This is a genomic window from Neorhizobium phenanthreniclasticum, from assembly GCF_040066075.1.
Classification (GTDB): Bacteria; Pseudomonadota; Alphaproteobacteria; order Rhizobiales; family Rhizobiaceae; genus Neorhizobium; species Neorhizobium petrolearium.
This window is the reverse complement of sequence record NZ_JBEAAL010000019.1, coordinates 130,332-157,169: the sequence shown is the minus strand read 5'-3', so window position 1 is coordinate 157,169 and position 26,838 is coordinate 130,332. Positions and strand designations below refer to the sequence as shown.

29 protein-coding genes are annotated in these 26,838 nt (G+C 61.3%); 15 read left to right on the top strand and 14 right to left on the bottom strand.

The window, feature by feature from the left end:
• Positions 1-76 precede the first annotated feature (76 nt).
• From ABK249_RS22455 to ABK249_RS22445, 3 genes are all read left to right on the top strand, one after another.
• Positions 77-901, top strand: a complete 825-nt coding sequence (locus ABK249_RS22455) for a L,D-transpeptidase (RefSeq protein WP_227702174.1) — start codon at positions 77-79, stop codon at positions 899-901.
• A 224-nt stretch (positions 902-1,125) separates the two neighbouring features.
• Positions 1,126-1,848, top strand: a complete 723-nt coding sequence (locus tag ABK249_RS22450) for a L,D-transpeptidase (RefSeq protein ID WP_037157833.1) — start codon at positions 1,126-1,128, stop codon at positions 1,846-1,848.
• Between the two features lie 271 nt (positions 1,849-2,119).
• Complete coding sequence (locus ABK249_RS22445) at positions 2,120-2,527, top strand: DUF6766 family protein (protein WP_227702175.1); 408 nt, start codon at positions 2,120-2,122, stop codon at positions 2,525-2,527.
• A 15-nt stretch (positions 2,528-2,542) separates the two neighbouring features.
• Here ABK249_RS22445 and ABK249_RS22440 read toward each other — a convergent pair whose 3' ends face one another.
• Both ABK249_RS22440 and ABK249_RS22435 read right to left on the bottom strand, forming a co-directional pair.
• Entirely contained in the window at positions 2,543-3,322 is a 780-nt protein-coding gene (locus ABK249_RS22440; protein WP_348864053.1) for a class I SAM-dependent methyltransferase, read from the bottom strand.
• A gap of 77 nt (positions 3,323-3,399) precedes the next feature.
• Positions 3,400-3,861, bottom strand: coding sequence for a MarR family winged helix-turn-helix transcriptional regulator (locus ABK249_RS22435; RefSeq protein ID WP_227702178.1), 462 nt, complete (start codon positions 3,859-3,861; stop codon positions 3,400-3,402).
• Positions 3,862-4,001: 140 nt separating this feature from the next.
• On the opposite strand from ABK249_RS22435, the gene ABK249_RS22430 reads away from it, so the two are divergent.
• Positions 4,002-4,424, top strand: coding sequence for an organic hydroperoxide resistance protein (locus tag ABK249_RS22430; protein WP_037157822.1), 423 nt, complete (start codon positions 4,002-4,004; stop codon positions 4,422-4,424).
• Positions 4,425-4,548: 124 nt separating this feature from the next.
• Here the strand turns inward: ABK249_RS22430 and ABK249_RS22425 are convergent, their stop codons facing one another.
• The 3 genes from ABK249_RS22425 to ABK249_RS22415 form a co-directional block, all read right to left on the bottom strand.
• Entirely contained in the window at positions 4,549-6,096 is a 1,548-nt protein-coding gene (locus ABK249_RS22425) for a GMC oxidoreductase (protein ID WP_348864052.1), read from the bottom strand.
• Positions 6,093-6,899, bottom strand: coding sequence for an aldo/keto reductase (locus ABK249_RS22420; RefSeq protein WP_161784808.1), 807 nt, complete (start codon positions 6,897-6,899; stop codon positions 6,093-6,095). Before ABK249_RS22420 ends, ABK249_RS22425 begins: the two co-directional genes overlap by 4 nt.
• Before the next feature lie 127 nt (positions 6,900-7,026).
• Complete coding sequence (locus ABK249_RS22415) at positions 7,027-7,512, bottom strand: MarR family winged helix-turn-helix transcriptional regulator (protein ID WP_348864051.1); 486 nt, start codon at positions 7,510-7,512, stop codon at positions 7,027-7,029.
• A 50-nt stretch (positions 7,513-7,562) separates the two neighbouring features.
• On the opposite strand from ABK249_RS22415, the gene ABK249_RS22410 reads away from it, so the two are divergent.
• The 4 genes from ABK249_RS22410 to ABK249_RS22395 all read left to right on the top strand — a co-directional run bounded on the left by ABK249_RS22410 (position 7,563) and on the right by ABK249_RS22395 (position 10,073).
• Entirely contained in the window at positions 7,563-8,324 is a 762-nt protein-coding gene (locus ABK249_RS22410; RefSeq protein WP_227702183.1) for a DUF899 domain-containing protein, read from the top strand.
• A 44-nt stretch (positions 8,325-8,368) separates the two neighbouring features.
• Positions 8,369-8,839 (top strand): DUF1579 domain-containing protein, encoded by a 471-nt coding sequence (locus ABK249_RS22405; RefSeq protein WP_227705074.1) that lies wholly within the window; start codon positions 8,369-8,371, stop codon positions 8,837-8,839.
• Between the two features lie 40 nt (positions 8,840-8,879).
• Positions 8,880-9,689 carry a VOC family protein gene (locus tag ABK249_RS22400; RefSeq protein ID WP_227702184.1) on the top strand — a complete coding sequence of 270 codons (810 nt, stop codon included), beginning with the start codon at positions 8,880-8,882 and terminating at the stop codon, positions 9,687-9,689.
• A gap of 81 nt (positions 9,690-9,770) precedes the next feature.
• The gene (locus ABK249_RS22395; RefSeq protein WP_037157808.1) at positions 9,771-10,073 is read left to right on the top strand and encodes an alkylphosphonate utilization protein; all 303 of its coding nucleotides are present in this window, start codon (positions 9,771-9,773) and stop codon (positions 10,071-10,073) included.
• Between the two features lie 107 nt (positions 10,074-10,180).
• On the opposite strand, the gene ABK249_RS22390 is transcribed toward ABK249_RS22395, so the two are convergent.
• Positions 10,181-11,725, bottom strand: a complete 1,545-nt coding sequence (locus ABK249_RS22390) for a helicase HerA-like C-terminal domain-containing protein (RefSeq protein WP_348864050.1) — start codon at positions 11,723-11,725, stop codon at positions 10,181-10,183.
• Between the two features lie 246 nt (positions 11,726-11,971).
• On the opposite strand from ABK249_RS22390, the gene ABK249_RS22385 reads away from it, so the two are divergent.
• The 3 genes from ABK249_RS22385 (at position 11,972) to ABK249_RS22375 (ending at position 15,176) form a co-directional block, all read left to right on the top strand.
• Positions 11,972-12,361: a hypothetical protein gene (locus ABK249_RS22385; protein WP_227702186.1), complete on the top strand. Its 390-nt coding sequence runs from the start codon at positions 11,972-11,974 to the stop codon at positions 12,359-12,361.
• A 226-nt stretch (positions 12,362-12,587) separates the two neighbouring features.
• Positions 12,588-13,634 carry a magnesium/cobalt transporter CorA gene (gene corA / locus ABK249_RS22380; RefSeq protein ID WP_348864049.1) on the top strand — a complete coding sequence of 349 codons (1,047 nt, stop codon included), beginning with the start codon at positions 12,588-12,590 and terminating at the stop codon, positions 13,632-13,634.
• 150 nt (positions 13,635-13,784) lie between these two features.
• Positions 13,785-15,176, top strand: a complete 1,392-nt coding sequence (locus tag ABK249_RS22375; protein WP_348864048.1) for a calcium-binding protein — start codon at positions 13,785-13,787, stop codon at positions 15,174-15,176.
• 56 nt (positions 15,177-15,232) lie between these two features.
• On the opposite strand, the gene ABK249_RS22370 is transcribed toward ABK249_RS22375, so the two are convergent.
• The 4 genes from ABK249_RS22370 to ABK249_RS22355 form a co-directional block, all read right to left on the bottom strand.
• On the bottom strand, positions 15,233-16,531 hold the full coding sequence (locus tag ABK249_RS22370; protein ID WP_348864047.1) for an alpha/beta hydrolase: 1,299 nt from the start codon (positions 16,529-16,531) through the stop codon (positions 15,233-15,235).
• Between the two features lie 189 nt (positions 16,532-16,720).
• Entirely contained in the window at positions 16,721-17,548 is an 828-nt protein-coding gene (locus ABK249_RS22365) for an aldo/keto reductase (protein ID WP_037157790.1), read from the bottom strand.
• Positions 17,549-17,688: 140 nt separating this feature from the next.
• Complete coding sequence (locus ABK249_RS22360; protein WP_348864046.1) at positions 17,689-18,726, bottom strand: aldo/keto reductase; 1,038 nt, start codon at positions 18,724-18,726, stop codon at positions 17,689-17,691.
• 24 nt (positions 18,727-18,750) lie between these two features.
• Positions 18,751-19,941, bottom strand: a complete 1,191-nt coding sequence (locus ABK249_RS22355) for an MFS transporter (protein WP_037157784.1) — start codon at positions 19,939-19,941, stop codon at positions 18,751-18,753.
• Between the two features lie 207 nt (positions 19,942-20,148).
• Between ABK249_RS22355 and ABK249_RS22350 the strand changes: the two genes are divergently transcribed.
• Positions 20,149-21,042: a LysR family transcriptional regulator gene (locus ABK249_RS22350; protein ID WP_037157781.1), complete on the top strand. Its 894-nt coding sequence runs from the start codon at positions 20,149-20,151 to the stop codon at positions 21,040-21,042.
• 85 nt (positions 21,043-21,127) lie between these two features.
• Complete coding sequence (locus tag ABK249_RS22345; protein ID WP_227702191.1) at positions 21,128-21,463, top strand: hypothetical protein; 336 nt, start codon at positions 21,128-21,130, stop codon at positions 21,461-21,463.
• A gap of 12 nt (positions 21,464-21,475) precedes the next feature.
• Here the strand turns inward: ABK249_RS22345 and ABK249_RS22340 are convergent, their stop codons facing one another.
• Complete coding sequence (locus tag ABK249_RS22340) at positions 21,476-22,135, bottom strand: glutathione S-transferase family protein (protein ID WP_348864045.1); 660 nt, start codon at positions 22,133-22,135, stop codon at positions 21,476-21,478.
• A 316-nt stretch (positions 22,136-22,451) separates the two neighbouring features.
• Entirely contained in the window at positions 22,452-23,174 is a 723-nt protein-coding gene (locus ABK249_RS22335; protein ID WP_348864044.1) for a gamma-glutamylcyclotransferase, read from the bottom strand.
• Positions 23,175-23,367: 193 nt separating this feature from the next.
• Between ABK249_RS22335 and ABK249_RS22330 the strand changes: the two genes are divergently transcribed.
• Positions 23,368-24,252, top strand: a complete 885-nt coding sequence (locus ABK249_RS22330) for an alpha/beta fold hydrolase (protein ID WP_348864060.1) — start codon at positions 23,368-23,370, stop codon at positions 24,250-24,252.
• 191 nt (positions 24,253-24,443) lie between these two features.
• Here ABK249_RS22330 and ABK249_RS22325 read toward each other — a convergent pair whose 3' ends face one another.
• Both ABK249_RS22325 and tam read right to left on the bottom strand, forming a co-directional pair.
• Complete coding sequence (locus tag ABK249_RS22325; RefSeq protein WP_037157772.1) at positions 24,444-24,953, bottom strand: P-loop nucleotide/nucleoside kinase family protein; 510 nt, start codon at positions 24,951-24,953, stop codon at positions 24,444-24,446.
• Positions 24,954-24,987: 34 nt separating this feature from the next.
• Positions 24,988-25,758, bottom strand: coding sequence for a trans-aconitate 2-methyltransferase (gene tam, locus ABK249_RS22320; RefSeq protein ID WP_037157769.1), 771 nt, complete (start codon positions 25,756-25,758; stop codon positions 24,988-24,990).
• A gap of 186 nt (positions 25,759-25,944) precedes the next feature.
• On the opposite strand from tam, the gene ABK249_RS22315 reads away from it, so the two are divergent.
• Positions 25,945-26,832: a branched-chain amino acid aminotransferase gene (locus ABK249_RS22315; protein ID WP_348864043.1), complete on the top strand. Its 888-nt coding sequence runs from the start codon at positions 25,945-25,947 to the stop codon at positions 26,830-26,832.
• Positions 26,833-26,838 lie beyond the last annotated feature (6 nt).

The following is a 26,838-nucleotide window of genomic DNA, read 5'->3' as shown; positions in this document are numbered from 1 at the left end:
CCCCCCCCCCCCCCCCCCCCTGGCCAACCGCGTTTCCCAATCCCCCTTCCGATATCATCTGCCGGAAGCGGGTTTCATGCCGATTTCTCTTCGACCTTTCCGCCGAATCCTTGGCCTTTCCTCCGTTCTTGCGGCAGGTGTCCTATTGGCGGGCTGCCAGGTGCCATTCGTCACCGATACGAGCCGGATGAACCCGGACGTCTTCGTCCAGGAGACGGCGCCGGTCTTCTATGTTCCCCCTTATGCCGATCCTCCGACGAACCAGCCGCCTCCGACCCCGGGCGCGATCCCGCAGCGGCGCCAGCTCTACCCTTCGGATTTCCACCAGACATACGGTCTGCCGGTGTCCAATCCCGTGCATCGAACCCTGTATGGCGTGGTCCGCGACGAGGGGCATACGCTTCCGGCCGTCCCCTATTCGCGAATCGATGCTCGATACCTGCGCCAGGAGGTCGATTATCGCACCGGCGAGGCCCCCGGCACGATCGTCGTCGATACGCGGCAGCGTTTCCTCTATTTCGTCCAGCCGGGCGGCAAGGCGATCCGTTACGGCGTAGGCCTCGGCAAGGCGGGCTTTTCCTGGCATGGCCGCGGCGTCATCCAGCATAAGGCGAAGTGGCCGCGCTGGACGCCGCCCGACGATATGGTGGCCCGCCAGCCGGAACTGCGCAAGTTTGCCGCTTCCGAAGGCGGTTACAATCCGGGCCTCAACAATCCGCTCGGCGCCCGGGCGCTCTATATCTACAAGGATGGCAAGGACACGCTCTATCGCGTCCATGGTACGCCGGATTGGCAATCGGTCGGCAAGGCGACGTCATCCGGCTGCGTGCGCATGTTCAATCAGGATGTTATCGATCTCTTCGACCGGGTCCCGTCCGGCACACCGATCGTCGTCATCTGAACCCGTGCGACCGGATGTGGGATTGTCGAAGGAAGCGGTTTCAGCCGCTCTCTTCGCGTTTCATCCCATCGGTTTGAGACATCGTGTCCATATTGTGAACAGTTGCTTAATTATCGCAGACCTATGCTCGAACGCCACGGCACGGATTCGGAACCTTTCAGCCGCCCTTCCGTTGAAGTATGCTTTTTTGAGTTCAGGCGTTTCCATCGAGCGGTCCTCCACACATGATCCATAAAACTCTCTATTCCCGCCGGGGCTTCCTGTCTCTCCTGGGCGTCGGCACGGCCTCGACCTTGGCCGGCTGTGCTTCGACGGCGCCTGGGCCAGGCGACACGATGATCACCTATCGGGAGGGAGGCAGCGTGCGCCGGCCGGCTATCCTGCCCGGCAGCAGCCCGGAACTGGATCAGATGTACGGCACGGTGGTCGATGGCGGTTTCGTCATCCCGGCCATTCCTTATCAGCAGATCAATCCCCGCTACTATCGCCAGCGCGTTCTTGATCCGACCGGCGAGCGTCCCGGCACGGTGGTCGTGGACACGCCGTCCCGCTTCCTCTACCTCGTCGAGCCCGGCGGCTCGGCGATGCGCTATGGTGTCGGCATCGGGCGCGAAGGCTTCGCATGGTCCGGCGAAGGCGTCATCCAATGGCGTCAGAAATGGCCGAAATGGACGCCGCCGAACGACATGATCGCCCGCCAGCCGGAGCTTGCGAAATATTCGGCGGACAATGGCGGCATGCCGCCGGGGCTTACGAATCCCCTCGGCGCCCGCGCGCTCTATATTTTCCAGAACGGCCAGGACACGCTCTATCGCCTGCACGGCTCGCCGGAATGGAACTCGATCGGCAAGGCTGTTTCTTCCGGCTGCGTTCGCCTGATGAACCAGGACATCATCGATCTCTACGAGCGCGTGCCCCAGAAGGCGCGTGTGGTGGTCTGGCAGTAAGCAGACCTGAGATCAGCCTGGACGGAACCCATCTGGTGACGGAGGAGGTGCCGCCCATGCTCGAAATCGATGCTGCGCTCGTCAAACGCCTGGTCTCCGCGCAATTTCCGCACCGGGATCGCCGATCTGCGGGAAAAGGGATTGCGCCGGTGCGGATATCCGCCGCCGCTGGATCGAACGGATCGTGGCGGATCATCTCATGATGGCCTGATCTTTGCGGGAACCTCCTCCGGAACTCCCTCGTTGAAGCGGAAGCGATTCGGAGGAGCCCATGCAGCAGAATTCACTATGGCGGGCTTACAGCTACGCCTGGATCACGATGGCGTTTTTCATTTTCAGTCTGATCGGGCACTGGCTGTTCGGCTGGTTCGCCTTCGTTCAGGAACAGGTGGAACACGGGCAGGCGGTCGAGTTTTCGGGTTACCTGATGGAAATGCTGCGGGATACTTTTGAGAACTGGCAGTCCGAATTCCTGCAACTCCTGTGGCAGGTCGGCGGCTTGGCATTCTTCCTGTTCCTGGGCTCGCCGCAATCCAAGGAGGGCTCCGACCGGCTGGAGGCGAAGATCGACGTCATCCTGCGCAGGGTGGACCCGGTGGACGGTGATGGCGTCATCCGGGAACTGGATGAACGCTATTCCGGCCGCCATACGGATGAGCCCGAAGCGCACAAGACATAATCCGGCGTGATGATCTTAACCGGTCTTGATGATGCCCCAGACAACTCTCGTATGGACAGCAAAGGTGAGCGTCCCATCGCTGGCATAGGGGATGAGGATTTCCCTGAGTTCCGCATCGAATACGGCATTGCGCGAACCCAGTTTTGAGGGAGCGAACGTATCCCGCGAATGCTGGCAGCGAATGAAATCGGCTACGCTCTGCTGAAAGGGCGCCGAGAGGAGGAACGCGTCGCCTTCAAGGTCGAGGTAGGCTTGGTAGCGCGCCCATTCGTCAGCCTGCCGGTCGGGATCGAATGGCCGGCCGGTGAGCGCCGGCACCCATTTCGTGAGAAACGCGCGCCAATCGGTTTCCCAAGGTGGCTCAAAGGGCGTATCGCCGGAGACCACGGCAAACCTATGGCCAGGATTGGCATGGGCCGCAAGCCGCGGGAAGAGTCTCGCATGATCCATCCAGTGGACGCTGGCGGCCGCGACCGTCAGGTCGAATCGCTCATCGCCGATCGGAAAATCCTCCGCAAACCCTTCGATCCAGTGCAGGTTCGGCGCATCGCCGCCGGCAAGCGATTGGCCGAGTGTGAGCATCTGCCGCGACGGATCGACTGCTGTGACCTTTTCGAAATACCTGACGAGAGGTCGGGAAATCTTGCCTGGACCGCAACCGATATCGAGAAGGGTAGACCGTTCGGGGGCGATATCGAGAAGTTTTTCGAAGACGGCATCGGGATATGGCGGCCGGTATGGGTAGTTTTCGACGACATCGGCTTCCTCGAAGGAAGCTCCGGCACGTTTGCTCATGAAAGCCCGCTTTTGTTGCTGCAGTCGAAGATCGATAGCTACCCCGGAGCCTTGTCAAACGGATGACAGTTCCGTCTTCATCCGCACGCACTCAATAACCTCTCCTTGAGCGCCACCAGTCCGTCGCGGAGTGCCGCGGCTTCATCGAGGCCGCAGCCGAGGGCCTTGCCGATCGCTTCCGTTACGTTGGCGGCCTCGTTCTTGAGCTCGGCGCCTTTTCCCGTGAGCGAAATCCTGACCTGGCGCTCGTCGTCGCGGTCCCGTTTGCGGGCGACGAACCCGGCCTGCTCCAGCCGCTTGAGAAGCGGGGAGAGCGTGCCGGAATCAAGCCCCAGCCGGTCGCCGATCGCTTTCACGGGCTGGCCGTCTTCTTCCCAGAGCGCGATCATCACCAGATATTGCGGATAGGTGAGCCCCAGCGGCTCGAGCAGCGGCTTATAGGTCCGGTTGAAGGCATGCGCAGCACCATAGATCGCAAAGCAGAGCTGCGCATCGAGCTTGATTTCGAAATTCTGCGAATCGCGTGCGGTTTTCTGCATGGCCGGTCCTGTCTTCACGCATCTGTGCTCTATCTTTTTCCAAGTTCGCATTTTCGCAGGCTTGACGTCCAATTGCAATGCGCGTAATTAGATTGTGCGCAATTGAATTGCGAGCAATATATACCGAAGGGAGTTTGAAGATGCCCATTCTCTACACGACCAAGGCTTCCGCCACCGGCGGCCGTGCCGGCCATGCCCGTTCCGCAGACGGTGTTCTCGATGTAAACCTCACTGTTCCGAAGGAACTTGGCGGAGACGGTGCTACCGGCACCAATCCGGAGCAGCTTTTTGCGGCCGGCTATTCCGCCTGCTTCCTGGGCGCGCTGAAATTCGTCGCCGGCAAGGAAAAGGTGAAGATCCCCGACGATGCGAAGGTGACGGCAACCGTCGGCATCGGTCCGCGCGAAGATGGCGGCGGCTTCGGCATCGAAGTCTCGCTCTCGGTCGATATTCCTGGCGTCGAGCGCTCGATCGCTGAAGACCTCGTTGCCAAGGCGCATATTGTCTGCCCCTACAGCCACGCCATGCGCACGTCGACCGAGGTTCCGGTCTCGGTCGCCTGATCGGCTTGATATCAGCGAAGTTTCCGAGATTTGCGGCTCCGATGTTCAGCGATCCGAAACCGGCACAACCCGGAAACAGACTGCCCGTAGCGATGCTGCGGGCAGTCTGCTGTTCGGGCGAATGTCAACCTTCGGCGTTAGCAGTCACTTCTTTGCGACCGATCTGCGAGACGCAGCGTGCGGCAAGCAGCAGCAACATCATTGTCGGGTTCGCGCCGCCACCGGTCGGGAGTACGGATGTGGAAAGGAGTTGCACATTCGGCACCGCGAAAACCTTAAGATTGGCGTCAACCACGCCTTCTTTTTCAGTAGCGGCCATGCGGGTCGAGCCGGTCGGGTGATAGATTCCTCCTCCGCGCGCCAGGGCTGCTTCTGCCTGCCCGGCGCCCATCCGCCTGAAACGGGTGATCGCCGACAAAGAAAGCTTGCCCCACATGGCCTCGAAAGCGTCTACCGAACGGGTCAGGTTCTGCTTGTCTCTTTCGGTAACTTCCCAGGAAATGACCGCAAGCGGATTGCCGAATGCATCCCGCCGATCCGATGAAAGCGAGATGCGATTTTCGATGCTGGGTTCCTGCTCGATGACCATATGCACAGGGAGCTTGGCGCCGTCCGGAAAAAGCAGGCGTTTGCGGTAATAGCGCGACCAGACCGCCCGGACCAACCATGGTGCGGTCCTAACCAGTCCCATGATGTCACTTGCGGCAGGCAGGCGCCTCTTTTGCAATGAACGGAAGACGCCGCGCAATACGTCGAAGCCGCCCTTTCCATCAGTCTCGAAGGCGATATGCGCAAAGCTTGGTCGTATTTTTGCTCTCAGGTCGCTATCGCCTCCCAGTTCAAAGCGCAGGTTGCGCATCGTTCCGTTCTTCTCGAAACGGAAGCCGACATGCTGATTGAGTTCCGAGAAAGCGGAGGCGACGATCTCGCCGACGGGCGTGGACAGATGATCGCAGAAATTCCGGCCAAGTTCGGGAGAGCGAACGGAAATGATGCCCTTGTGCTGCGCATCCATGAGCAGGGCGAGCCTCGTCGTTTCGATCGCGCCCGCGGATATGATGGAGCGATCGGCTGAAACCGACAGCTCGTCGCCGGACAGGGTCTTTGCCGTAATCTTCCGCAGCATGGAGCCATCGAGAGAGAAATCGGTGACGGTCGCATTGAGCCACACTTCGAGGTTTGGCAAGATTTCCAGCCGATCCCTCGTAAGGTTGTAAATGTTCCGCTTCTTGAAGGGTGGCCATTTCGCCAGACGGGCCGTGTGGGTTGTCGACGACAAGTCCGCCAATTCGTAATCGCCCTGGGCCAGACCGAAGACATTTTCCACCAAAGGGATGAACGGACGAAGATATTCCATGGTCACAGGCCATTTGGCCATCTCAAGATCTTCGTTCTGAAAGGGGATAAGGGCTCCGCCCCATCTGGTGGACGTGCCGCCAATGCATCGGAACCTGCCGTGGGCGGCTCCATCATAAATGGATTTCAGATGTACGACTTCGTTGAGCGGATGTTCTTCCGCATTCTGGTGGAAACCGCCGGACTCCAGGCAGATCACATTATGCCCGGCTTCAGCCAGCCATACACTGACAAGCAGTCCTGTCGTTCCCCCGCCGATAACCAGGATATCCGCCTTGGCTTCCAGCTGACCGGCGCCACTCAAATCCTTGATCATGCAACGGACTCGGCGATGCGGGCATATTGCGGCAAGCGTTCCGGGCGGAGCGTGCTGACGATCACGGCTCCCGACCGGTTCCGCCGCAATGCATCCATGAGGATATTTTCCACACTTGCATGGTTGCCGCTGCTGCGGGCACCGCTCACATAGCCGTAGGTCACCTGCATGGGCAGGCCGTATCGCGACAACGCATCGGCTTCGCGGTTTTCCAGGCTATCCAGAACCTGTACATATTGGCAAAGGGCTGCGCAGTGCTCGGCAATCGGTGCTACCCTGTCTGCCGTGCTTGCAAGGCCGAAGTTTTTGACCTTCCCGGCTTTCACGCAATCCTCGAGCCATCGGAGCCATTCGTCGGTACGGACTGTGCCAGGGTCCGGCTCGTGAAGCGTGTAGACGTCGATGCGGTCCCTTCCGAGCCGTTTGAGGCTTCGTTCCAGAGCGACTTTGGCTCTTGCCAGGTCGAAGGTCTTGGTGGGGGCGGATATGGGCTTTATAACCCTGCCGGCCGCTTTGCGTAGGAAGATCAGCGCATCTGGCTGTGCTTCTCCGCCCGGCGAATAGATGCCGACCTTTGTCGTGACAGTCAGAGCGGGATGCTCGTACAGCACCTGCTTCAGATCCCGCTCGGCTGCGCCGAAGCCGTAATATGGCGCGGTATCGAAATGGGTGAAGCCGGCGTCAACCGCAGCCTTCAGCAACCGATAACGAGTAGCCGGTCGTCCGGCGTTAAAAAGGGATGCGGTTCCGAGAATAAAACGCGAGCAACGTAAATTGATCCCAGGAATGACTACTTGCTTCAAATTTATATCTCCAAATACACCTCGTCAGCCTGCCTGAGATTTTGTTTAAGTCCAGTGAAATTTCATTGAAAAATAAACGGACCCATGCGCCTTGCGATAGTGTCCGGATGGCTGCCGTATCGCCTTTCTACCTGATCCCGTTCAGCGTCTTTCTCAGCCGGTTCGGCTCGTCGTCGCCGAAGCTCTCGTTAAGCTCGGCGTCGATCTCGGCATGCACGCGCGTCCAGATCGGCAATGCGGCGGAAAGCATGGTCATCCCGTCATTCGTCAGCCGCAGGAGCTTGCCGCGCCGGTCCTTCGGATCGGTTCCGGTTTCGATGAGGCCGCGCCGTTCGAGCACCTTCAAGGCCGCCGTCAAGGTCGTGCGGTCCATCGCGAGCACGCTTGCGACCTGGCTCATGGTTGCCGGCTGCGGCCGGTTCAGCGCCATCATCATCGAAAACTGCCCGTTGGTGAGCCCGATCGGCTTCATTGCATTGTCGAAACGGCGCGCCAGTGCTCGCGCCGCCCGCTGCACGTGAAGGCAAAGGCAGGTATCGCGAACATGCAATGTCGTCGAAAAAGGGATGGCTTCGATGGTGGACGAGGCCGGATGAGTCGGGTTTGACAGCATGGAATTATTATGTTGATATCAACGTACCGTGTCAAGCAAGGGAGGACATGATGGACGTCACCGTTTCGCCGAAGAATCCGCCAGAAAATTCGATCGTATCTCGCGAGGAATGGCTGGAGGCGCGTCGCAAGCTCCTGGCGATGGAGAAAGAGGAGACCCATCTGCGCGACAAGGTGCGCGCTGAACGCCAGGCGCTACCCTGGGTGAAGATGGACAAGGACTACGTCTTTGATACGCCGACGGGCAGGAAGACGCTGGCCGAGCTTTTCGACGGCCGCAGCCAGTTGATCATCTATCATTTCATGCTCGGTCCGGAATGGGATGCCGGCTGCCCCGGCTGTTCTTTCCTGTCGGATCATATCGACGGAACGCTGCCGCACTTGAACAATCACGATGTTACCTTTGTCGCGGTCGCCCGCGCGCCGCTCGACAAGATCGAGGCCTACAAGAAGCGGATGGGTTGGAAATTTCCCTGGGTTTCGTCCTTCGGTTCGGATTTCAATTTCGATTTCCACGTCTCCTTCACGAAGGAGGATCTTGCGAAGGACAAAGTCTTCTACAATTTCTCCGCCATCCCCCCGGAACAGGCGCATGACGAGCTGCCGGGCCTTTCGGCTTTCTACAAGAATGAGAAAGGCGAGGTGTTCCACACCTATTCGAGCTATGCCCGGGGCGGCGAGGAGATGATCGGCACGCTGATGATCCTCGATCGCGCGCCGCTCGGCCGCAACGAGAGCTCGACGATGAATTTCGTCAAGCGACACGACGAGTATGAACAGAAGCCGGAGGCGGGTTCATCCTGTTGCCATTAAGCTGGCTCATCATCGGCCGTCATGAAGGAGGAGCAATAATGGAAATGGAATTGGCCAAGCCGCAGGCCGAACATGGCTTTCTTGAAAGGATGGTTGGCATCTGGGAAGTCAGCTCGCCGGACATGGGTAGCGACGAGAAGTGGGTGGAAGTGGTTCGTTCGCTGCACGGCATCTGGTTCGTCGCCGAGGGCAACGGCAACATGCCGCAAGGCGGAGGAGCCGCCACCACCATGCTCACTCTCGGCTACGATCCGGCCAGGGGCAAATATGTCGGAAGCTGGATCGGCTCCATGATGGCTTATTTGTGGGTCTATGAGGGCGAGGTTTCCGCGGACGGCACGACGCTCAGCCTCTACACGACCGGTCCGGATTTCGCGGAACCGGGCAAGACCGGCGAATATCGCGAGCAGATCATCTTCAAGGACGATGATCACCGCACCTTCAATTCCAGCGCCAAACAGCCGGATGGCACCTGGAAGCAGTTCATGGAAGCGCAATACACCCGCAAGCGGTGAGCTTGCCCTGCGCCGAACCTATCTCACGGAGGAAACAACCATGTTGCAGACCGCTTCAGGGTCTCGTTCCGAGACCCATGGCAAATTCATCTGGTGTGAATTGATGACGCCCGACACCGATGCCGCCGGCAAGTTCTACTCGTCGGTGGTCGGCTGGAAGGTGAAAGACGCAAGCATGCCGGGCATGTCCTATTTCCTGTTCGAAATGGGTGAGGGCGATAATTGCCCCGGCATCGGCGGCATGATGAATTTCCCGCCGGAGCTCGAAGGTAAGATCCCCCCGAACTGGACCGGCTACGTCGCAATCGACGACGTCGACCGGACGGCGAAGGATTTTGCAGAAAATGGCGGTCGCGTGCAGCGCGAGCCGGAGGATATCCCGGGCGTTGGCCGTTTCGCGGTCGTCGCCGATCCGCATGGCGCCGTCATCTGCATCATGACGCCGTTGCCGATGGAAAGCCCTCCGCAGGAATTGGCGCCGGAAGCGGTCGGCAATGTCGGCTGGCGCGAACTCTATGCCGGCAACGGCCAGGAAGCTTTCGACTTCTATTCGAAGATGTTCGGCTGGACGCTCGATCACGACTTCGACATGGGGCCGATGGGCGTCTACAAGATCTTCTCCCACAACGGCCGTCCGGTCGGCGGCATGATGACCAAGCCGGCCGACATGCCGATGGCCTGCTGGAGCTATTACTTCAATGTCGAGGCGATCGATGCGGCGATCGGGCGCGTCACCGCCGGCGACGGCAAGATCGTCAACGGCCCGATGGAGGTTCCCGGCGGAAGCTGGATCGTCAATTGCGTCGATCCTCAGGGGGCCCATTTCTCGCTCGTCGCGCCGAAGCGGTAAATGCCGCAGGGCTTGTGCGGCTCTCCCGGCTCCTGTAAGCGGGCAGCCATTCAACCGGTTCTGGCTTCAGGAGAGACGCCCATGGCAGGCGATGACGACGAATACGTCTATGATGAGGTGACGGGCGAATGGCGCCCGGCTTCGGAAATGGCTGCCGCCACCCAGGCGGCCGCCGAGGTCCGCGACGCATCCGGAAACGTCCTGAAGGACGGCGATTCCGTCACCCTCATCAAGGACCTGAAGGTCAAGGGCGCCAATCAGACCCTGAAACAGGGCACGGTCATCCGGTCGATCCGGCTGACCGAAAATCCCGAAGAGATCGACTGCCGCCACGACACGATCAAGGGTCTCGTGCTGCGCACGGAATTCGTCCGCAAACGGTGAGGGCTGGTCGAAGCCCTGGCTGATCTGAGACGCAATCCGCCTCTACCCCTCTGCCCTGCCGGGCAGAGGGGTAAGTTGCCCTGCACCTTGCGTGCGTCTCGGCGCACCTACCGCTTCAAGCTTCCGAGAATGCCGCGCACCAGCGCCCGGCCGACCTGGGTCGCGACCGTGCGCGCGACGCTCTTCATCGCCGCCTCGACGACCGTTTCGCGCTGGTATCCGGAACGGCGCGGCTTCGCGGCGCCCCGATTGTCGTCGTCGGTGCCAAAGCCCGGCAGCGTCCAGCCGGAACCCGCGGATGCCTCCGCGTCGTCCTTCTTCTCTTTCGCGGCGGCTGCATCGGCCGCCTGCTTGGCACGTGCCGCAAGCATTTCGAATGCGGATTCGCGGTCCAGATCCTCGTCATAGACGCCGAGCACAGGGCTCTTGTCGATGATGGCCTGCCGTTCCTGGTCGGTGATTGCGCCGATACGGCTGGCCGGCGGGCGGACGAGCGTGCGTTCCACAATCGAAGGTGCACCCTTGCCTTCGAGCGTGGAGACCAGCGCTTCGCCGGTTCCGAGATTGGTGATCGCCTCGGCGCAGTCGAAGGCAGGGTTGGGGCGGAAGGTGTCGGCAGCCGTCTTCACCGCCTTCTGTTCGCGCGGCGTATAGGCGCGCAGCGCATGCTGCACGCGGTTGCCGAGCTGGGCGAGCACGCTTTCCGGCACGTCGAGCGGGTTCTGGGTAACGAAATAGACGCCGACCCCCTTGGATCGGATGAGGCGGACGACCTGCTCGACCCGCTCGATCAGCACTTTCGGCGCGTCGTCGAAAAGCAGATGCGCCTCGTCGAAGAAGAAGACGAGCTTCGGCTTGTCGGGGTCGCCCACTTCCGGCAGTTCCTCGAAGAGCTCTGACAACAGCCAGAGCAGGAAGGTCGCATAGAGCCGCGGGTTCATCATCAGCTTGTCGGCGGCGAGTACCGAAATCTGCCCATAACCATTATTGGCCGTGCGCATGATGTCGGAAATCTTCAGTGCCGGCTCGCCGAAGAAATGCTCGGCACCCTGCTGTTCCAGCACCAGCAGCGCGCGCTGGATCGAGGCGACCGAGGTCTTCGAAATGAGCCCGAACTGGCTGGAAAGCGCATTCGCGTTTTCGGCCATGTAGTTGAGCAACGCGGTGAAATCCTTGAGGTCGAGCAGCGGCATCCCGGCCTCGTCGGCGATCTTGAAGGCGATGTTGATGACGCCTTCCTGCGGCTCGGAGGCGTCCATCAGCCTTGAGAGGAGCAGCGGTCCCATCTCGGCGATCGTGGTGCGCACCCTGTGGCCCTTTTCGCCGAAGAGGTCCCAGAAGATCACCGGGAACTGTTCGAATTCGTAGTCGGCAAGGCCGATCGCCTCGGCGCGCTTCAGCAGGAAATCCTTCGGCTCGCCCTTCATCGCGATGCCGGAAAGGTCACCCTTGATGTCGGCGGCGAAGACGGGCACGCCGGCTTTTGAAAAGCCTTCCGCCAGGATTTGCAGTGACACCGTCTTGCCCGTGCCGGTGGCGCCGGTGACGAGGCCGTGGCGGTTGCCGAACTTCAGTTCCAGATATTCAGCCTTGTTGAGTGAATCGTCCGGATTGCGGCTGCCGCCGATAAAGAGCTTTGCCGTATCGTCCATGCGGTTGCGTCTCCTGCCATGTCGTGCGGCATTCCGTCCCGTCCGGCTGTGCCGCTTTCATCCGTCCATCGTAATACTCTTGTAATGCCCTTATAAGGATAGAGCCGAACGGCAACAACGTCTCCGGCGTTGATTCTGCCGTGAAAACTGAAAAGCGCCGGGGCTTGTGCCCGGCTCAGGTCCGGCTTGAGTTTGCTGGATGGTTGCTTTACGTTGACGTTAACGTCAAAAACAGAGGATAGAGCGATGAACGAACTGGTCTCCCGTGTTGCCGAGAATGTCGGAATTACTCCGGAGGTTGCTGAAAAGGCGATCGGCATGATGCTCGGTTTCCTGCAGCGGGAAGCCGATGACGGCGCCGTCGCCCGGATGATCGAGGCGATTCCCGGCGCTCCGGAACTGGTGGCCCAGTTCAACGGCGAGGGTGAGGGAAGCGGCGGCCTGCTCGGCGGGCTGATGGCAAGCTTCGGCGGCGGCGTCATGGCGCTCGGCCAGCAGTTGATGAGCCAGGGGCTCGGCATGGGCGAGATTACCGCGCTTGCCAAGGAGACGATCGCGGTTGCCCGCGAACATGCCGGCGACGAGGTGGTCGACACGGTCGTCGCGTCGGTTCCGGGCCTCTCCCAGTTCGTCTGAGGCAGCGACGCGGCCACGACAGAAAAGCCATTGACTTTTGGCCTGTTAAGGCACATTTCAACGGCGAAGCGGCACCCGTCCGGGTGTCGCTCTTTCAAAGGACAAGAGAGATGAACCCCGACAGTCGAAGTTCGACGTCAACATACCGACCTGTCTCTTCGGGGCTCTGATCCTTCTTTTCAAGGATACGCGCTCCTGAGGGACCGATGGTCCGAAAGGAGCCGCTATGCTGCGTATCCACGCCTATGACCTCGATCGTCTTGTGCCGGTCGCGTCCGATCTGCCGGTCGTCGCGCCGGCGCCGGTTGCGGACGGTGCGCTGGCCGTTTCCGCCCTGCCTGCGGAAGTTCCGCCGGCCGTTGTCTGGTACGACCTGATCAATCCCACCCCTGAAGAGGAACGCACGGTCGGCGAGACCCTCGGCATCGCTGTGCCGAGTATCGACGAGATGGAGGATATCGAGCTTTCCGCCCGTCTTTACCAGGAGGACGGCGCCGAGTTCATGACCATGACGGTGCTGACCCGGCCGGATGCCGGCACGCCGCGCAAGGTGCCGGTCACCTTCATCGTCAAGGGTCAGGTTCTCGTCACCGTGCGTCATGCCGAACCGCGCCCGTTCGATGCCTTCCTTGCCCGTGCCCGCAAGCCGAACGGGGCAGGGCTGCATTCTGCGAGCGGCGAGCTCATCATGACGGGGCTGGTCGAAGCGATCATCGACCGCATGGCCGATACGCTGGAACGGCTCGGCACCGAGATCGACCAGATCTCGCAGAGCATCTTCAGCGCCAAGGCGGCGAAGGCCGACAAGAAGACGCGCGACCTGCAGGAACTGATCCGCGAAGTCGGTCAGAAGGGCGAGTTCATCACCGTCGTGCGGGAAAGCCTTGTCAGCGTCAGCCGAGTGGTGGCCTATTACGCAGCACTCGATGGCGTCGACCGCAAGCTCTCGAAGGAGTTGCGCCAGCGCCTGAAGCTGCTTCAGCGGGACGCGACCTCGCTCGGTGACCATTCCGCCTTCCTGTCGGGCAAGATCAATTTCCTGCTGGATGCGACGCTGGGGCTGATCAACCTGGAGCAGAACCAGATCATCAAGATCTTCTCTGTGGCGGCGGTGGTATTCCTGCCGCCGACGCTGGTCGCTTCGGTCTACGGCATGAACTTCGCCTACCAGCCGGAGCTGCAGTGGCACTACGGTTATCCGGCGGCGATCGGTCTGATGATCGTCTCCATGATCATGCCCTATGTCTATTTCAAGCGGAAGGGCTGGCTCTGATGAAAGTGGCCGGCAGGTAAGCTGGTAACGGTGGGGGCTGGCGGAGACGTCCAGCCCTCGAGCCGAGGCTTGATCGGCTTGCGCGCCGGCCTATTTCCCCTCCTGGCTGGGATGTCTGCAGACCCTTTTCCCTGATCATGGAGGAATACGATGCCTACCTTGAGCAATGGCAGCGAGCTTGAAATATGGGAAGACAGTGAGAACCAGAGCCCGGACGCGATCCTTTTCAACATAACGGAAACCGATGGCGACGTGCTCGGGCCGACAGGCGCGCGCACGGATTATCCTTTTGGCTGGGTTGACCTGGCTTCGGTCGATGTCTTTGACGGCTTCTTTACCGTCACGACCTTTACCAACGACGGCAGGACCGAGCTTTTCACGACGCTGGAAACATTCGTTTTTGACAACGAAGGCAACTTTATTCGCGCCCTGTCCGCCCAGGCCGCCTATCTTTCGACCGAGATCATTTCGGTCATGGCGGTCGATCCAGACGACATCACTGTGACCTGGCTCGGCGCCAACGAATATTACGGCGGGCAGAACACGCAGTACGGCCAGCACCAGATCATCCTGGAAAACGGGGTGATTGAACCCGATACGTTCGTCAACCATGTGCCGACCGTCAGCGATCTCGACTTCACCCTTTTGCCGGGAGAATCCCTGATCGATGTCCGGTTCAGTGCCTCGGATATCGATTACGACCTTTTGAGCTTCATTGTGGTTGACGGCCCGGATCACGGCATGCTGGGACAGGAGACGCAATATGACGCCGGCTATTACCCCTTTCCGCAAGGCAGTTACGGGGGCAGCCTGCACCATCACCAGGATTATCTGAGCGGCAATATCTTCGACTATACCCCCGCTCCCGGCTTCATCGGAACCGACACGTTTACCGTTTACGCCACCGACGGCCAGGGCAACAGCAATCTGGCGACCATCACCATCACGGTCGAACCGCCGCCGGAAGAGATCACGCTCACCGAGGCGAGAGACGTCGTCAGCTACAGTGCCGAGGATCATCCGATGCTTGTCGCTGCATTGGGCGGCAACGACCGGATCACCGGCAGCCGGTTCGGCGATCTGCTCGATGGCGGAATGGGTGATGACCATCTGCGCGGCGGCGCGGGCGATGACGAGATCATCGGCGGTGCGGGAAGGGACTGCCTCTATGGAGGCGCCGGCGACGATATTCTGTCCGGCGGAGCCGGCCGCGATACCCTGGCAGGCGGGGACGGCGGCGACACCTTCCTGTTCGACCTCCTCGGTCGGGCGAATTACGATAAAGTAACGGACTTCTCTTCTACGAATGATGTCATCCAACTCGATAGCTGGGCTTTCGCGGGCCTTGCGCCCGGCGCGCTGGATACAGGCGCTTTTGCGCAGGGCAGGGCGGCCGTGGAGGAAGATGATCGGATCATCTACGATGACTGCTCCGGCCGTCTGATGTTCGATGCGGACGGTTCCGGCGACGCGGCAGCGGTGATCTTTGCGACCGTGGACCACGGCACCCCGCTTGTCGCCGACGACTTCTATGTCGTCTAGCATGGCTCACGAGCGGTTTTCGGCATGCCGGCAACCGCTCGTGAATTGGCTCATTCCTACTTGCCCGCCACCTGTGGCTCGAAGTCCATGACGAACCGGCACGGTTCGTTGTCGTAGCGGCTGCTGGCCGCCTTGCAGCCGTCTGCGATCGACGTGCGGGTGGGCTTCTTGCCTTTCTCGATCCATTCCACCATGGCGGCGAAGATCGCCGCATATTGCGGCGTCGAGAGCTTGCTATGCTGGTTTTCGTCGGTGAAGGTCTGGACCAGCAGATCGGCATTGCCGGCCTTCGCGACTGTTTCGCGATATTGCGCTTCCAGCCCCACGAAGGCTGTCGGGTCGTCCATGGCGTGCATGGAAATCGTCGGCGCGACGATCATGCCGGTGAGGTCGGCATCGTAGGCGAGCAGCCGCCGGGCTTTGGCATCGGCGCTGAACCGCTCGACGCCCTTGTTGAGAGCCGCATCGTCATCCGAGCCGGAATAGACCGTCTTCGAATTGTCGAAGGGATTCTGCCCGTCGAGCCGTCGCCAGACGATGTCCTGGAAGAGATTGGTAGACCAGGCGAGATGCCCGACGAGACTACGCTCCGGCACCTTCGTGACGGCGAGGATGTTGGCGAGGTTTTTCGCCTGCTCCGGCGAGCGCTTGTCTTTGGCGAGCGAGACGCCGGTGCATTCGTCGACGCGCTTTTCGAGTTCCGCACGAGCCATTTTTCCGTCTTTTGGGAGGCCTTGCCAGACGGGGTACTGAGCCTCTTCGGGACGCGGATGGTTCCTGCAGTAATATTGGTAGACGGCGCGAAGATCAGCACGGAAGCCATAGGAGCCGGTGCCGCCGCCAAGCACGCCGCTGGTCAGCACCACGCCGTCGTAATTCGTCTTGCCGTTTGCATCGAGCGCATAGAGTTCGGCGGTCTTGGCGGCGACATTGCCGCCCCAGGACTGGCCGTGCAACAGGGTCAGCCGCGGCTCGCCGAGCAGCTTCTCGGCAACCTTGCGGACGTTGTCGGTGTCCTCAGCCGCCATCCGCACGCCATAGCCCGGCCGGCGATAGTTGGAGCCCGCCCAGGCATAACCTTCCTCAACGGTTACGGCGAAGCGCTCGAGATCCTCGACGGCATCATCCGGCTTGGGCTTGGCGGTGCGCGGCCCGCCATGCGAATGCACCACGAGAATGCCGTTCCAGTTCTGAGGCCTGGCAATCCAGTAGAAGGCGCCGTTCTCATCGGCGCCGGCGAAGCACTCCGTTCCTTTCGGAAGCGAAGCCGGGCACTCCTTCTTTTCCTGCGCGGACACAGGCGAAGATATGACGGCGGCGAGGGCCACCGAAGCCATTAGCATCTTGAAATACATGGAAAGTCTCCTCCTGCTCCACGGTTGGAACTTATGCGGTGGGCGGAGAGGGAGGCAATCTCTGTATTGAGCAACATTTGAGGTCGAGAGCGATTCCGCACCTGCGAATGTTTCGTATTCTTCCCAACAGAGTGTACGGATGGGTGGTTTTTCACCCATCCGTTTTTTGATGATCGTCAAATCGGGAGGTCAATCATCCCACTTCGGTGCGAGATGTCCCGGATTGACGATGCGGCCGTTTGGCTTCGCAAGGCCATGGATCGCCTCCATCTCGTCGAGCGACAGCGCAAAATCGAAGACGTCGAAGTTTTCCGGGAGCCGGGAAACGGTCGCGGTCTTGGAAAGCGCCACGACGTCCTTCTGCTGGATCGCCCAGCGGAGCACGACTTGTGCGGCCGTCTTGCCGTGTCTGGCGCCGATCTCCTTCAGAAGCGGGTCGCTCGGCACCTTGCCGTCGGCCATCAGGTAATAGGCGGTTACCGACATGCCGTGCTTGCGGGCTTCGGCCAGGACCTTGGTCTGGTCGAGATAGGGATGGTATTCCACCTGGTTGGTGGCGAGCGGCGCGTCGGAAAGCTTGACGGCCTCCGCCATCAGGGCGGTCGAGAAATTGGAAACGCCGATATTCTTCACCTTGCCGGCCTTCACGAGCGCGTTCAATGCGCCGATCCGGTCGGCAAGCGGCATCTCGCTCTGCGGCCAGTGGAGCAGCAGGAGGTCGACATGGTCGGTCTTCAGCTTCTTCAGGCTCTCGTCGACCGAAGCGATGAAAGCATCGTGGCCCACCCGGTCGACCCAGACCTTGGTGGTGAGGAAGATATCGGCGCGCGGAATGCCGGAATTGGCGAGCACCTCGCCGACGGCCGCTTCATTGCCGTAGATCTGCGCGGTATCGACATGCCGGAAGCCGAGCTTCAGTGCTTCGGGCAGCACGCGAGCCACGTCCGAATCGGGCATGCGGAATGTGCCGAAACCGAGGGCAGGGATATTGGCGCCGTTGGCGCTGACTGTGAACATGGACAGAACTCCTGTGGAACGCCCGGCGCGCGGCCGGGCAAATGAGGCCCTTACTAGATGGACCGATTCTTAGAGGGATCAACCTCCGTGTTTTGGTAGGGCAAGCGCCTATGGGATTGTCCTGATTTTTATGATGCCGGTCACCCGGCCATCGGCGGGTCGAGGCGGGCAAAGCCCTCCTGCCGGCGATAGGGGAAATGTGGATAGGGAGCGGTGACGGCACTTGCGGCATCGAGCTTTTCGACCTGCTCCTTCGTCAGCGACCAGCCGACCGCACCGAGGTTCTGGCGAAGCTGTTCCTCGGTGCGGGCGCCGATGATCACGGAGGAGACGGTCTGCCGTCCGACGAGCCAGTTGATCGCTACCTGCGGCACGGTCTTTTCCGTTTCCACGGCGACCTCTTCCAGCGCATCGACCACGCGGTAGAGCAGTTCGTCATCGACCGGCGGGCCGAAGCTTGCGGTTTCGTGCAGCCGGCTTCCGTCCGGGATCGGCTTGCTCCGGCTGATCTTGCCGGTCAGCCGCCCCCAGCCGAGCGGGCTCCAGACCAGCGCGCCGAGCCCCTGGTCGGCGCCGAGCGGCATCAGGTCCCATTCGTAGTCGCGGCCGACCAGCGAATAATAGACCTGGTTCGCCACATAGCGGGTCCAGCCGTGTTTTTCTGCGGCTGCGAGCGATTTCATGATCTGCCAGCCGGAGAAGTTGGAAACGCCGATGTAACGCAGCTTGCCGTCAGCGACGAGCCGGTCGAGGGTCGAAACCACTTCCTCTACAGGCGTCGAGGCATCGAAGGCATGGAGCTGGAAAATGTCGATATGGTCGGTGCCGAGCCGCTTCAGCGCGGCCTCGACGGAACGGATCAACCGAAGCCGCGAGGAGCCCCAGTCGTTCGGTCCGTCGCCGGTCGGCAGGCTGGCCTTGGTGGAGATCAGCACGGCGTCGCGCCGGCCCCTGATGGCCTCGCCAAGCACTTCCTCTGAAGCGCCGGTCGAATAGACGTCCGCCGTGTCGAACAGGTTGACGCCGGCTTCGAGGCAGATGTCGACGAGGCGGCGGGCTTCCTCGACATCCGTGGTTCCCCAGTGGCTGAAGAGCGGGCCGGAGCCGCCGAACGTGCCGGCTCCGAAACTGAGGACCGGCACCTTGAGGCCGGATGCGCCGAGATTGCGGTATTCCATGGTCGTGGTCCTTGTTTGAGGAGGCTATTCAGCCGGGCAGGCGAGGGCAGCGGCTTCCGCATTGCGCCGGTCGAGCCGGATCGCGAAAATCGCGACGGCGAGCGCCGCGAGCGGCACGAGGCCGGCGACGAATGTGACCGCGCCGAGACCGGGGCCGTGGTCGATCACGGCGCCGCCGAGCCAGGCGCCGATCGCGTTGCCGAGGTTGAAGGCGGCGATGTTGAAGGAGGAGGCAAGGCCCTGTCCGGCGCCTTCCGCCTTCTGCAGCACCCACATCTGCAGCGGTGCGACGGTGGCAAACGCCGCCGCGCCGAACAGGCCGATGGCGATGACGGCAAGAACCGGCTGGTGGATCGCGGCGGTCATGGCGAGAAGCACGGCCGAAAGCACCAGCAGGCTGCCGATGACGGTCGGCAGGAGATGGCGGTCGGCGAGCCAGCCGCCCAGAAGATTACCCACCACCAGCCCGCCGCCGAAGACGAGCAGGATGGGCGAGACGGCGGCTTCGGAAAAGCCGGTGATCTCGGTCAGGATCGGGGCGACATAGGTGAAGCCCGCGAAGACACCGACCCATGAGAGCACGGTGGTCAGCAGGCCGAGCAGCACCGCGCGGCGGCCGAGCACGGCGGCGACGCCCTGCGAAGCCTCCTCTTGATCGCCGGTTGCTGCCTTGTCTTTCGGCACGAGGGCCGCGATGACGGCAAGCGCGACGATGCCGATCAGTGTGACGGCGAAGAAGGTGGAGCGCCAGCCATAGGCCTGGCCGAGCCAGGTGCCAAAGGGCACGCCGAGAATATTGGCGACCGTCAGGCCGGTGAACATCACGGCGATGGCAGACGCCTTCTTGTTGGGCGCGACGAGGCTGGTGGCGACCACCGAGCCGACACCGAAGAATGAGGCATGCGCAAAGGCGGTGAGAACGCGGGCGGCCATCAGCGTCCAGTAGTCGGGCGCAAGCGCACAGGCGAGGTTGCCGATGGTGAAGACCACCATCAGGCTCATCAGCAGCGTCTTCTTCGACCATTTGCCGGCGATCGCGCCGAGCAGCGGTGCGCCGATGACGACGCCGAGCGCATAACCGGAGATGAGCAGGCCGGCCGCCGAGATCGACACGCCGAGATCGGCGCTGACCTCCAGAAGCAGGCCCATGATGACGAATTCCGTGACGCCGATCCCGAAGGCGCCGGCTGTCAGGGCATAAAGAGCAAGTGGCATGGTGCGGTCCCCTTGGTTGGGAAATGATCCTTGGGAGGAAGGATGAATTGATGCGGCGCAATATCGGCGCGGGGCACTTGCCTGTGTAGCCGCATAAGCGGATAATCATTTGTGAAATGAAGTCACAGATAATAATGTAGGTCGTGCCAGAGGGGGGCGGGCACGGCACCACGGTTAAGATCGTCGAGCGGAAAGCGAAGGACAAACATGGACAACCGTGCCGGTGAAATGGAAGTCTTCGTGCTCGCGGCTGAGCTCAAGAGCTTTTCCGCGGCGGGGCGGAAGCTGAAGCTCTCGCCGTCGGCGGTGAGCAAGCTCGTCACGCGGCTGGAAAACCGGCTCGGCACGCGCCTCGTCGTCCGCTCCACCCGGCTCCTGCAGCTCACTCCCGAGGGCGAGACCTATCTCGCCCGCGCCCAGCGCATCCTGGCCGAAATCGCCGATACGGAGGAAGTCGTGTCCGGGGGAGGGCGCATGCTGCCGCGCGGACCTCTGTCGATCAACGCCTCGGTCGGTTTCGGCGAGCGCTACATCCTGCCGCTGGCGGGCGAATTCCAGCGGCTTTTTCCGGATGTGCAGCTCGATATCACGCTCACGGACGACATCGTCGATCTCATCCGCGAGCGGGTCGACATCGCCATCCGCCATGGACAACTCAGGGATTCATCCCTGATGGCGCGAAAGCTCGGTGAAAGCCGGCAGGTGGTCATGGCCTCGCCGGAATACCTGGAAAGACATGGGCTCCCGAAGACGCCGGACGAGCTCATCCATCACAATTGCATCAATTTCAACTTCAGAAGAGCGGTCGAAGGCTGGCCGTTTCGTGACCCGCAAACGGGACGGCGCGACATCCTTCCCGTCTCGGGAAATCTGAAGGCGAGCAGCGGCTCGATCATCCGCCAGTTCTGCCTGGACGGGCTCGGCATCGGCCGCGTCGGGCGCTTCCATGTGGAGCCGGATATCGCGGCAGGCCGTCTCGTACCGGTCCTGGAGGATTTCAATCCAGAGGATATCGAGCAGATCCACGCCGTCTATGCCGGCCATGAGCATCTGGCGGTGCGCATCCGCGCCTATATCGATTTCCTGGCTGCACGACTTTGACGACCAGGTGTGTCGTCATTGCCGCATTCGTGCCACGGTTTGGCCGATTTTCTTCGGGAATCCAATGGGACAGGAGATTCTCGCCATGTCCGAACAATTGAACCAGGTTCTGGCCCGCATCCGGGCGGAAGTAAGCGCCGATTCGTCGGAACGTCCGCATCTCAGCGTGCCCATGGAGGACCTGCGGCTGCTGATCCAGAGCTTTGAAATTCTCCATTCCGAACGGGAGCAGTTGCGTCGCAAGATGGATCAGCACGCCGATGTCATGGAGGCGGTTACCGTCTTCATCGAGGCCTATCGCGACAAGTACAAGAACTACGGCAGCGGCGGCGTGCGCCCGAGCGCGGTCCTGCGCCGTGAAGTCTGGAGAATCTGGGCGGCGATGAACGGCCACGTGGTTGTGGCCGACAGCGATTTCTGATCCCGGTTTCCCTCAATCCCGATCGGGCGCGCCGAGCGGAAAGAACGGGCGGTAGGGCCGCGCCTCGTCCACGGCGCGGGCAAACGAGGGACGGGTGAGCAGCCGGCTGCGATAGGCCCGCACATTGGCGAAGCGCTCGCCGATTTCATGCGTCCAGTCGGCGTAGAAGAGCGACGGCGCCGCGGCGCAATCGGCAAGGCTGAACGTATCGCCCGCTGCCCATTCGCGGTTTGCCATACGCTGGTCGAGCCAGCCATAGGCGGCATCCAGCATGTTAAGCGCCTCTTCCACGCCGTAAGGATCGCGTTTGTCCTCGGGGCGGAGCGCATTGAAGACGACCTTCTGCTGCGGCGTGGAAATATAGTTGTCGAAGAAGCGGTCGAGCATGCGCACTTCAATTGCCTGATCCGGATCGTCGGGAATGAGTTTCAGCGGCCCTGGATAATGCACCTGCAGATATTCGATGATGATCGTCGCCTCGAAGACCGGCTTGCCCTTGTCCACCAGCATCGGGAAACGCTTGACCGGCCATAGCTTGCACAGTTCCTCATAGGCCGACGGGTCTTCCGGCCCCAGCATGCGGGTATCGAATTCGGTACCGTTCTCATAGAGTGCGGCAAGCACCTTCTGGCAATAGGACGAAAAAGGGTGCGAATAGAGGATCGGACGCATGACGGCCTCCCAGACCGATTGCAAAACGAAATCGGTTAACGGATATCGCAACTGCTCTGGCTTTGCAACCGGTTTATGCGGGTCGTGCCAGTCCCGCCCCCCTCTGGCCTGCCGGCCATCTCCCCCACAGGTGGGGAGATCACAAGCGGCACGGCCTTCCCGCCAAATCATCGCCAAATCATCGTCAGTGTGTCGCGTAGCAACGCCTGCTGTTTGGGGAAACCGGCGCGCCCAGCCGATCTCCCCACCTGTGGGGGAGATGGCCGGCAGGCCAGAGGGGGGCTGCAGACCACGTCGGGCTCTTGTGCAAAACCCTTCAACCCTCTGCGCCAACCGCCTCTCGCACATGCAGCGCCCGGATTTCCCTGGCCACGAGTTCCTGCAGGCGCCAGAGGTTGCGGTCACGGATGCCGAATTCCGCGAGATGCACGACGGTGTTGTAGAGATATTCGGCGCAGGAGCCGCGATGTCCGCAGGCGCGCGCAAGGACCGGCGCCACGTCGTGGAGCGGCAGAAGCGGGCGAATGATCCGCCGGCTTGTTCCTCCGGCCCAGAAGACCAGCGCGCGGATCGTTTCGCCGCCTTGCGTCTTCACCGGCATCCAGCGCATCGAGCCGAGGCCTTCACGGTTGCTGACCTCGCGGCGTAGCGCTTTTTCCATCTGGATGCGCTTCTCCTCCTCGGCGACCTGATAGATCACCCCGTCGCAGCGCCCGCCGCGTGATAGCATCATCATCAGGCCGGGCTGATCCGGTGTGCCGCGACCGCGCTCGATCCGCAGCGAGAAGGAACGGTGCCAGCCATGGAGGGTCGCGCGCTGGCACGCGACCGACTCGAAACCGGGTTTCCAGATCAGTGACCCATAGGCGAAGATCCACAAGGGCCTGTCGCCTAGCGCTTCGGTAAACTGATCCGCCAGCGAGGCGTAATCCGCGTCATTGAGTGGTTCCCAGGTCGGCGGCGGGCCGGGATCGGCCTCTTCGCGGAAACAGAGATCGACCAGCTCCTGCGTGAGCGACATGACGTGGTTTTTCGGCATGGTCCTGAGCGGTTTTCCGGGCAGTGCGACGAAAAATAGGGAAGCCGGAGAGTGCAGGCGAGCCTTGTCCAAGTCAATCCGTTTTGCTGCACCGCCGGATATTGTCGTCCGCCTTGCCATAAAATGGTCACGGAATGTCTCAGGCTGAAAGACAGTTTGAGGGGATCATGACGGAGACAGGATCATGGAAACGATGACCGATGCCGGCCTGGACCTTGTGCGGGTAAAGCACAGGCAACTCGACCTCGATGGCATGAAGGTGTTCTATCGCGAGGCGGGAAGAAAGGGTGCGCCGGCCCTGCTTCTCCCGCATGGCTACCCCTGCTCGTCCTATGAATTCCGTGAGCTGATGCCGCTTTTCGCCGACCGCTGGCATCTCGTGGCGCCGGATTTCCCGGGATGCGGCTACTCCGACACGCCGGAAAATTTCCGCTACGATTTCGACGGCTTTGCCGATTTCCTCGATAGGTTTACGGATAAGCTCGGCCTTGGCCGATTCGCCATCTATCTTCATGATTTCGGCTCGCAGATCGGCCTTCGGCTGGCGATCAAGCGGCCGGAAAAGGTCTCCGCCCTGATCATTCAGAACGGCGATATCTATGAGGATGTGCTTGGCCCGAAATATGCCGGACTGCAGGAATACTGGCGCAACCCGACGCCGGAGGGACGGCGCGAGATTGCCGACGCGGTCAGCGAGGAGGGCTTCAGGGAAGAATTCCTCAACGACGTCCGGCCGGAGCTTGCCGAACGCATTTCGCCCGATCTCTGGAAACTGCACTGGTCGCTGATGGACGATCGTCGCCGCGAGATCGCCGTCGATATCATTGCGGGTCTTCGTGAGAATGTCGGATGGTTCCCTCGTTATCAGCAATATCTGCGTGATCATCAGCCGCCGACCTTGATCGTCTGGGGGCCGCAGGATGGTTACATGCCCGAACAATCCGCCCGCGCATTCCTGCGGGATCTGCCGAATGCGGAACTGCATCTTCTCGATGGCGGCCATTGGCTGCTCGAAACCAGCCTGAATGAGGTGGCCCCGTTCATTCGCGGCTTCCTCGGCCGGGTTCACGCGGCCTGAAACGAGGAGGGATGCAAACGGATGCGTTGGCTTTTTATTGCGGTACTGGGAATCCTGATCGGCTGCGTCCTGAGCATCATCTGGATGAATGACAGCAACTGGCCACAGGGTGACAGTCGCGTTGGAGGGCCTTCACCGCAAGATCCGCTTGTCGCCCCGCCGCCGGCCAACCCGTAAAAGATGCGACTGAGCTATTTCCGCCCGAGTTCGAGCTTCAGGACCAACTCGGTGACCAGTTCATCGGCGCTCCCTGTCGCGGTATCGATCACGAGAGGACGTTCGCCCCAGTCTTCGTAGGTCCTGTCGGTGATCTGCTGCCATGTGGGTTTGATCAGCCCCGGAACGTCAGTCGCGCGGGTTTCTGCGCGGCGGCGATGCTCCATCCTGTCCGAGCAGGTCACCTCGATCTCGACGGCCGGCATGCCCGATCGCTCCGCAACTGCAAGCCAGGCATCCCGGGTGATCTGCAGGCCATTGACGGAATCCGCGACGACCGTCTGGCCGAGGGTGAGATTGTCCTCGGCAATCCCGTAGGCCACCATGTAACCTGCCGGACCAACCTCGGAATTCGGGCCTCCGGAAGCCCGGATATTCTGCTCGATCGTATCGACCCGGACATGCACTGCGCCAATCCGCCGTGCAAGCGCGCGTGCGAGCGTCGTTTTCCCCACCCCCGGCAGTCCGCCCAGAATAACCAGCATGTGACATGTCCCCTTTTTGACGCCGGAGCAGTTCTCAGGCCTTCACTGCGATGACGAAGAAGCGCGGAAAGCGCAGGAGCACCCGCCCGTCGGCCATCGGCGGATAGGCCTTGGCGATGCGGTCCGTATAATCGGCAATGAAGGCTTCGGCATTTTCCGGTCCCGCCGCGTCGAGATACGGCCTCAATCCCGTGGCCTTGACCCATTCGACGATCGCCGGCGCATTGGCGAGCGGGTGGTAGTAGACCGTGTGCCAGACGTCCACGCGGGCGGATTTCGGCATCAGCGCGTCGAAATAGGCGGCGGGCGAGGGAAGAAGCGGACGCCGCACCCTGCCGCCTTCGAAAGCAGACGCCCAGGGGCCGGCAGTTCCCGTTTCCTCCATCAGCAAATGGCTGGGTTCGGAAAGATTGTCCGGCATCTGCACCGCCAGCGTCCCGCCGGGTTTCAGATGATCCATCAGGCGGGCAAGAACCGCGAGATGGTCCGGCACCCACTGGAAGACGGCATTGGCATAGAGCAGGTCGGCCGGCTGGTCGGGTGTCCAGGTATTGAGATCGGCTTTTGTGAATTCGGTGCCGGGCAGGCGCTTTCTCGCTGCAGCGAGCATGTTGTCGTCGCTGTCGAGGCCGATGACGTTCGCCGCGCCGAAGTGCTCCACCAGCAGTTCGGTGGAATTTCCGGGCCCGCAGCCGAGATCATAGGCTTTCGTCGCCAAGGCAAGCGGCACATGCGCGATAAGGTCGCGGGCCGGGCGGGTCCGCTCATCCTCGAATTTCACATATTGCTCCGCAGACCACGCCATTCGGAATACCCTCCTTTGGATTTCAGCGCATGGAAAATGCCACTCCTCCGGTCCGGCCTCCATGGATAAAAGCATCAATTTTTGTGATGACTCATTTCATATTATCGCTTGACCTCGGCGTGGCGGCGGGCCTTCACTCACCGCAATTTTGAAGAGCCGCAATCTGGAATATCCAAGGAGACCGAAATGCCCGTCAATACAGCCGCCCGCACCGCCACCTGGACTTTCGTGGACGGCGAATGGCTGGAGGGAAATCCGAAGCTCGTCGGCCCGACCTCGCACGCCATGTGGCTCGGCTCGACGGTCTTCGACGGCGCCCGCTGGTTTGACGGCATCGCGCCCGACCTCGACCTCCATTGCCAGCGCATCAACCGGTCGGCGAAGAACATGGGCCTGACCCCGGTGATGAAGTCGGAAGAGATCGAGACGCTCGCCTGGGAGGGCGTTGCGAAATTCGACGGCAGAACGGCGATCTACATCAAGCCGATGTATTGGGCCGAACACGGCATGCCCTTCAGCGTCGTGGCCGCCGATCCGGAATCCACCCGCTTCGCGCTCTGCATGTTCGAGGCGCCGATGCACACCGCGAAGCCTTCCTCGCTCACCGTCTCCCCCTATCGCCGCCCGAACCCGGAAGTGGCGATGACCGGCGCCAAGACCGGCAGCCTTTATCCGAACAGCGGCCGCATGATCCTCGAAGCGCGTAACCGCGGCTTCGACAACGCGCTCGCCCGCGACATGAATGGCAATGTCGCCGAGACCGCCTCGTCGAACATCTTCATGGTCAAGGACGGCGTGGTGATGACGCCGGTTGCCAATGGCACGTTCCTCGCCGGCATCACCCGCTCGCGCGTGATCGGTCTGTTGCGCCAATCGGGCTTCGACGTGCGCGAGATGACGCTGACCGTGGATGATTTCATGGATGCCGACGAGATATTCACGTCCGGCAACTATTCCAAGATCGTGCCGATCAACCGTTTCGAAGAGCGGCAGCTCCAGGAAGGCCCGGTCGCCCGCAAGGCGCTGGAAATCTACATGGATTGGGCGCGCTCCAAGACCGGCGACGATGCCTGAGGTTTT

Bases quoted from the DNA above. Each gene is read 5' to 3' on its own strand.
- ABK249_RS22440 (WP_348864053.1), bottom strand. From the start codon at position 3,322: ATGAGCAAACGTGCCGGAGCTTCCTTCGAGGAAGCCGATGTCGTCGAA.
- ABK249_RS22345 (WP_227702191.1), top strand. From the start codon at position 21,128: ATGTCCGAACAATTGAACCAGGTTCTGGCCCGCATCCGGGCGGAAGTA.
- ABK249_RS22435 (WP_227702178.1), bottom strand. From the start codon at position 3,861: ATGCAGAAAACCGCACGCGATTCGCAGAATTTCGAAATCAAGCTCGAT.
- ABK249_RS22315 (WP_348864043.1), top strand. From the start codon at position 25,945: ATGCCCGTCAATACAGCCGCCCGCACCGCCACCTGGACTTTCGTGGAC.
- ABK249_RS22450 (WP_037157833.1), top strand. From the start codon at position 1,126: ATGATCCATAAAACTCTCTATTCCCGCCGGGGCTTCCTGTCTCTCCTG.
- ABK249_RS22325 (WP_037157772.1), bottom strand. From the start codon at position 24,953: ATGCTGGTTATTCTGGGCGGACTGCCGGGGGTGGGGAAAACGACGCTC.
- ABK249_RS22395 (WP_037157808.1), top strand. From the start codon at position 9,771: ATGGCAGGCGATGACGACGAATACGTCTATGATGAGGTGACGGGCGAA.
- ABK249_RS22405 (WP_227705074.1), top strand. From the start codon at position 8,369: ATGGAATTGGCCAAGCCGCAGGCCGAACATGGCTTTCTTGAAAGGATG.
- ABK249_RS22330 (WP_348864060.1), top strand. From the start codon at position 23,368: ATGACCGATGCCGGCCTGGACCTTGTGCGGGTAAAGCACAGGCAACTC.
- ABK249_RS22365 (WP_037157790.1), bottom strand. From the start codon at position 17,548: ATGTTCACAGTCAGCGCCAACGGCGCCAATATCCCTGCCCTCGGTTTC.
- ABK249_RS22340 (WP_348864045.1), bottom strand. From the start codon at position 22,135: ATGCGTCCGATCCTCTATTCGCACCCTTTTTCGTCCTATTGCCAGAAG.
- ABK249_RS22360 (WP_348864046.1), bottom strand. From the start codon at position 18,726: ATGGAATACCGCAATCTCGGCGCATCCGGCCTCAAGGTGCCGGTCCTC.
- ABK249_RS22370 (WP_348864047.1), bottom strand. From the start codon at position 16,531: ATGTATTTCAAGATGCTAATGGCTTCGGTGGCCCTCGCCGCCGTCATA.
- ABK249_RS22445 (WP_227702175.1), top strand. From the start codon at position 2,120: ATGCAGCAGAATTCACTATGGCGGGCTTACAGCTACGCCTGGATCACG.
- ABK249_RS22355 (WP_037157784.1), bottom strand. From the start codon at position 19,941: ATGCCACTTGCTCTTTATGCCCTGACAGCCGGCGCCTTCGGGATCGGC.
- corA (WP_348864049.1), top strand. From the start codon at position 12,588: ATGCTGCGTATCCACGCCTATGACCTCGATCGTCTTGTGCCGGTCGCG.
- ABK249_RS22400 (WP_227702184.1), top strand. From the start codon at position 8,880: ATGTTGCAGACCGCTTCAGGGTCTCGTTCCGAGACCCATGGCAAATTC.
- ABK249_RS22430 (WP_037157822.1), top strand. From the start codon at position 4,002: ATGCCCATTCTCTACACGACCAAGGCTTCCGCCACCGGCGGCCGTGCC.
- ABK249_RS22350 (WP_037157781.1), top strand. From the start codon at position 20,149: ATGGACAACCGTGCCGGTGAAATGGAAGTCTTCGTGCTCGCGGCTGAG.
- tam (WP_037157769.1), bottom strand. From the start codon at position 25,758: ATGGCGTGGTCTGCGGAGCAATATGTGAAATTCGAGGATGAGCGGACC.
- ABK249_RS22335 (WP_348864044.1), bottom strand. From the start codon at position 23,174: ATGCCGAAAAACCACGTCATGTCGCTCACGCAGGAGCTGGTCGATCTC.
- ABK249_RS22415 (WP_348864051.1), bottom strand. From the start codon at position 7,512: ATGCTGTCAAACCCGACTCATCCGGCCTCGTCCACCATCGAAGCCATC.
- ABK249_RS22390 (WP_348864050.1), bottom strand. From the start codon at position 11,725: ATGGACGATACGGCAAAGCTCTTTATCGGCGGCAGCCGCAATCCGGAC.
- ABK249_RS22385 (WP_227702186.1), top strand. From the start codon at position 11,972: ATGAACGAACTGGTCTCCCGTGTTGCCGAGAATGTCGGAATTACTCCG.
- ABK249_RS22410 (WP_227702183.1), top strand. From the start codon at position 7,563: ATGGACGTCACCGTTTCGCCGAAGAATCCGCCAGAAAATTCGATCGTA.
- ABK249_RS22425 (WP_348864052.1), bottom strand. From the start codon at position 6,096: ATGATCAAGGATTTGAGTGGCGCCGGTCAGCTGGAAGCCAAGGCGGAT.
- ABK249_RS22455 (WP_227702174.1), top strand. From the start codon at position 77: ATGCCGATTTCTCTTCGACCTTTCCGCCGAATCCTTGGCCTTTCCTCC.
- ABK249_RS22375 (WP_348864048.1), top strand. From the start codon at position 13,785: ATGCCTACCTTGAGCAATGGCAGCGAGCTTGAAATATGGGAAGACAGT.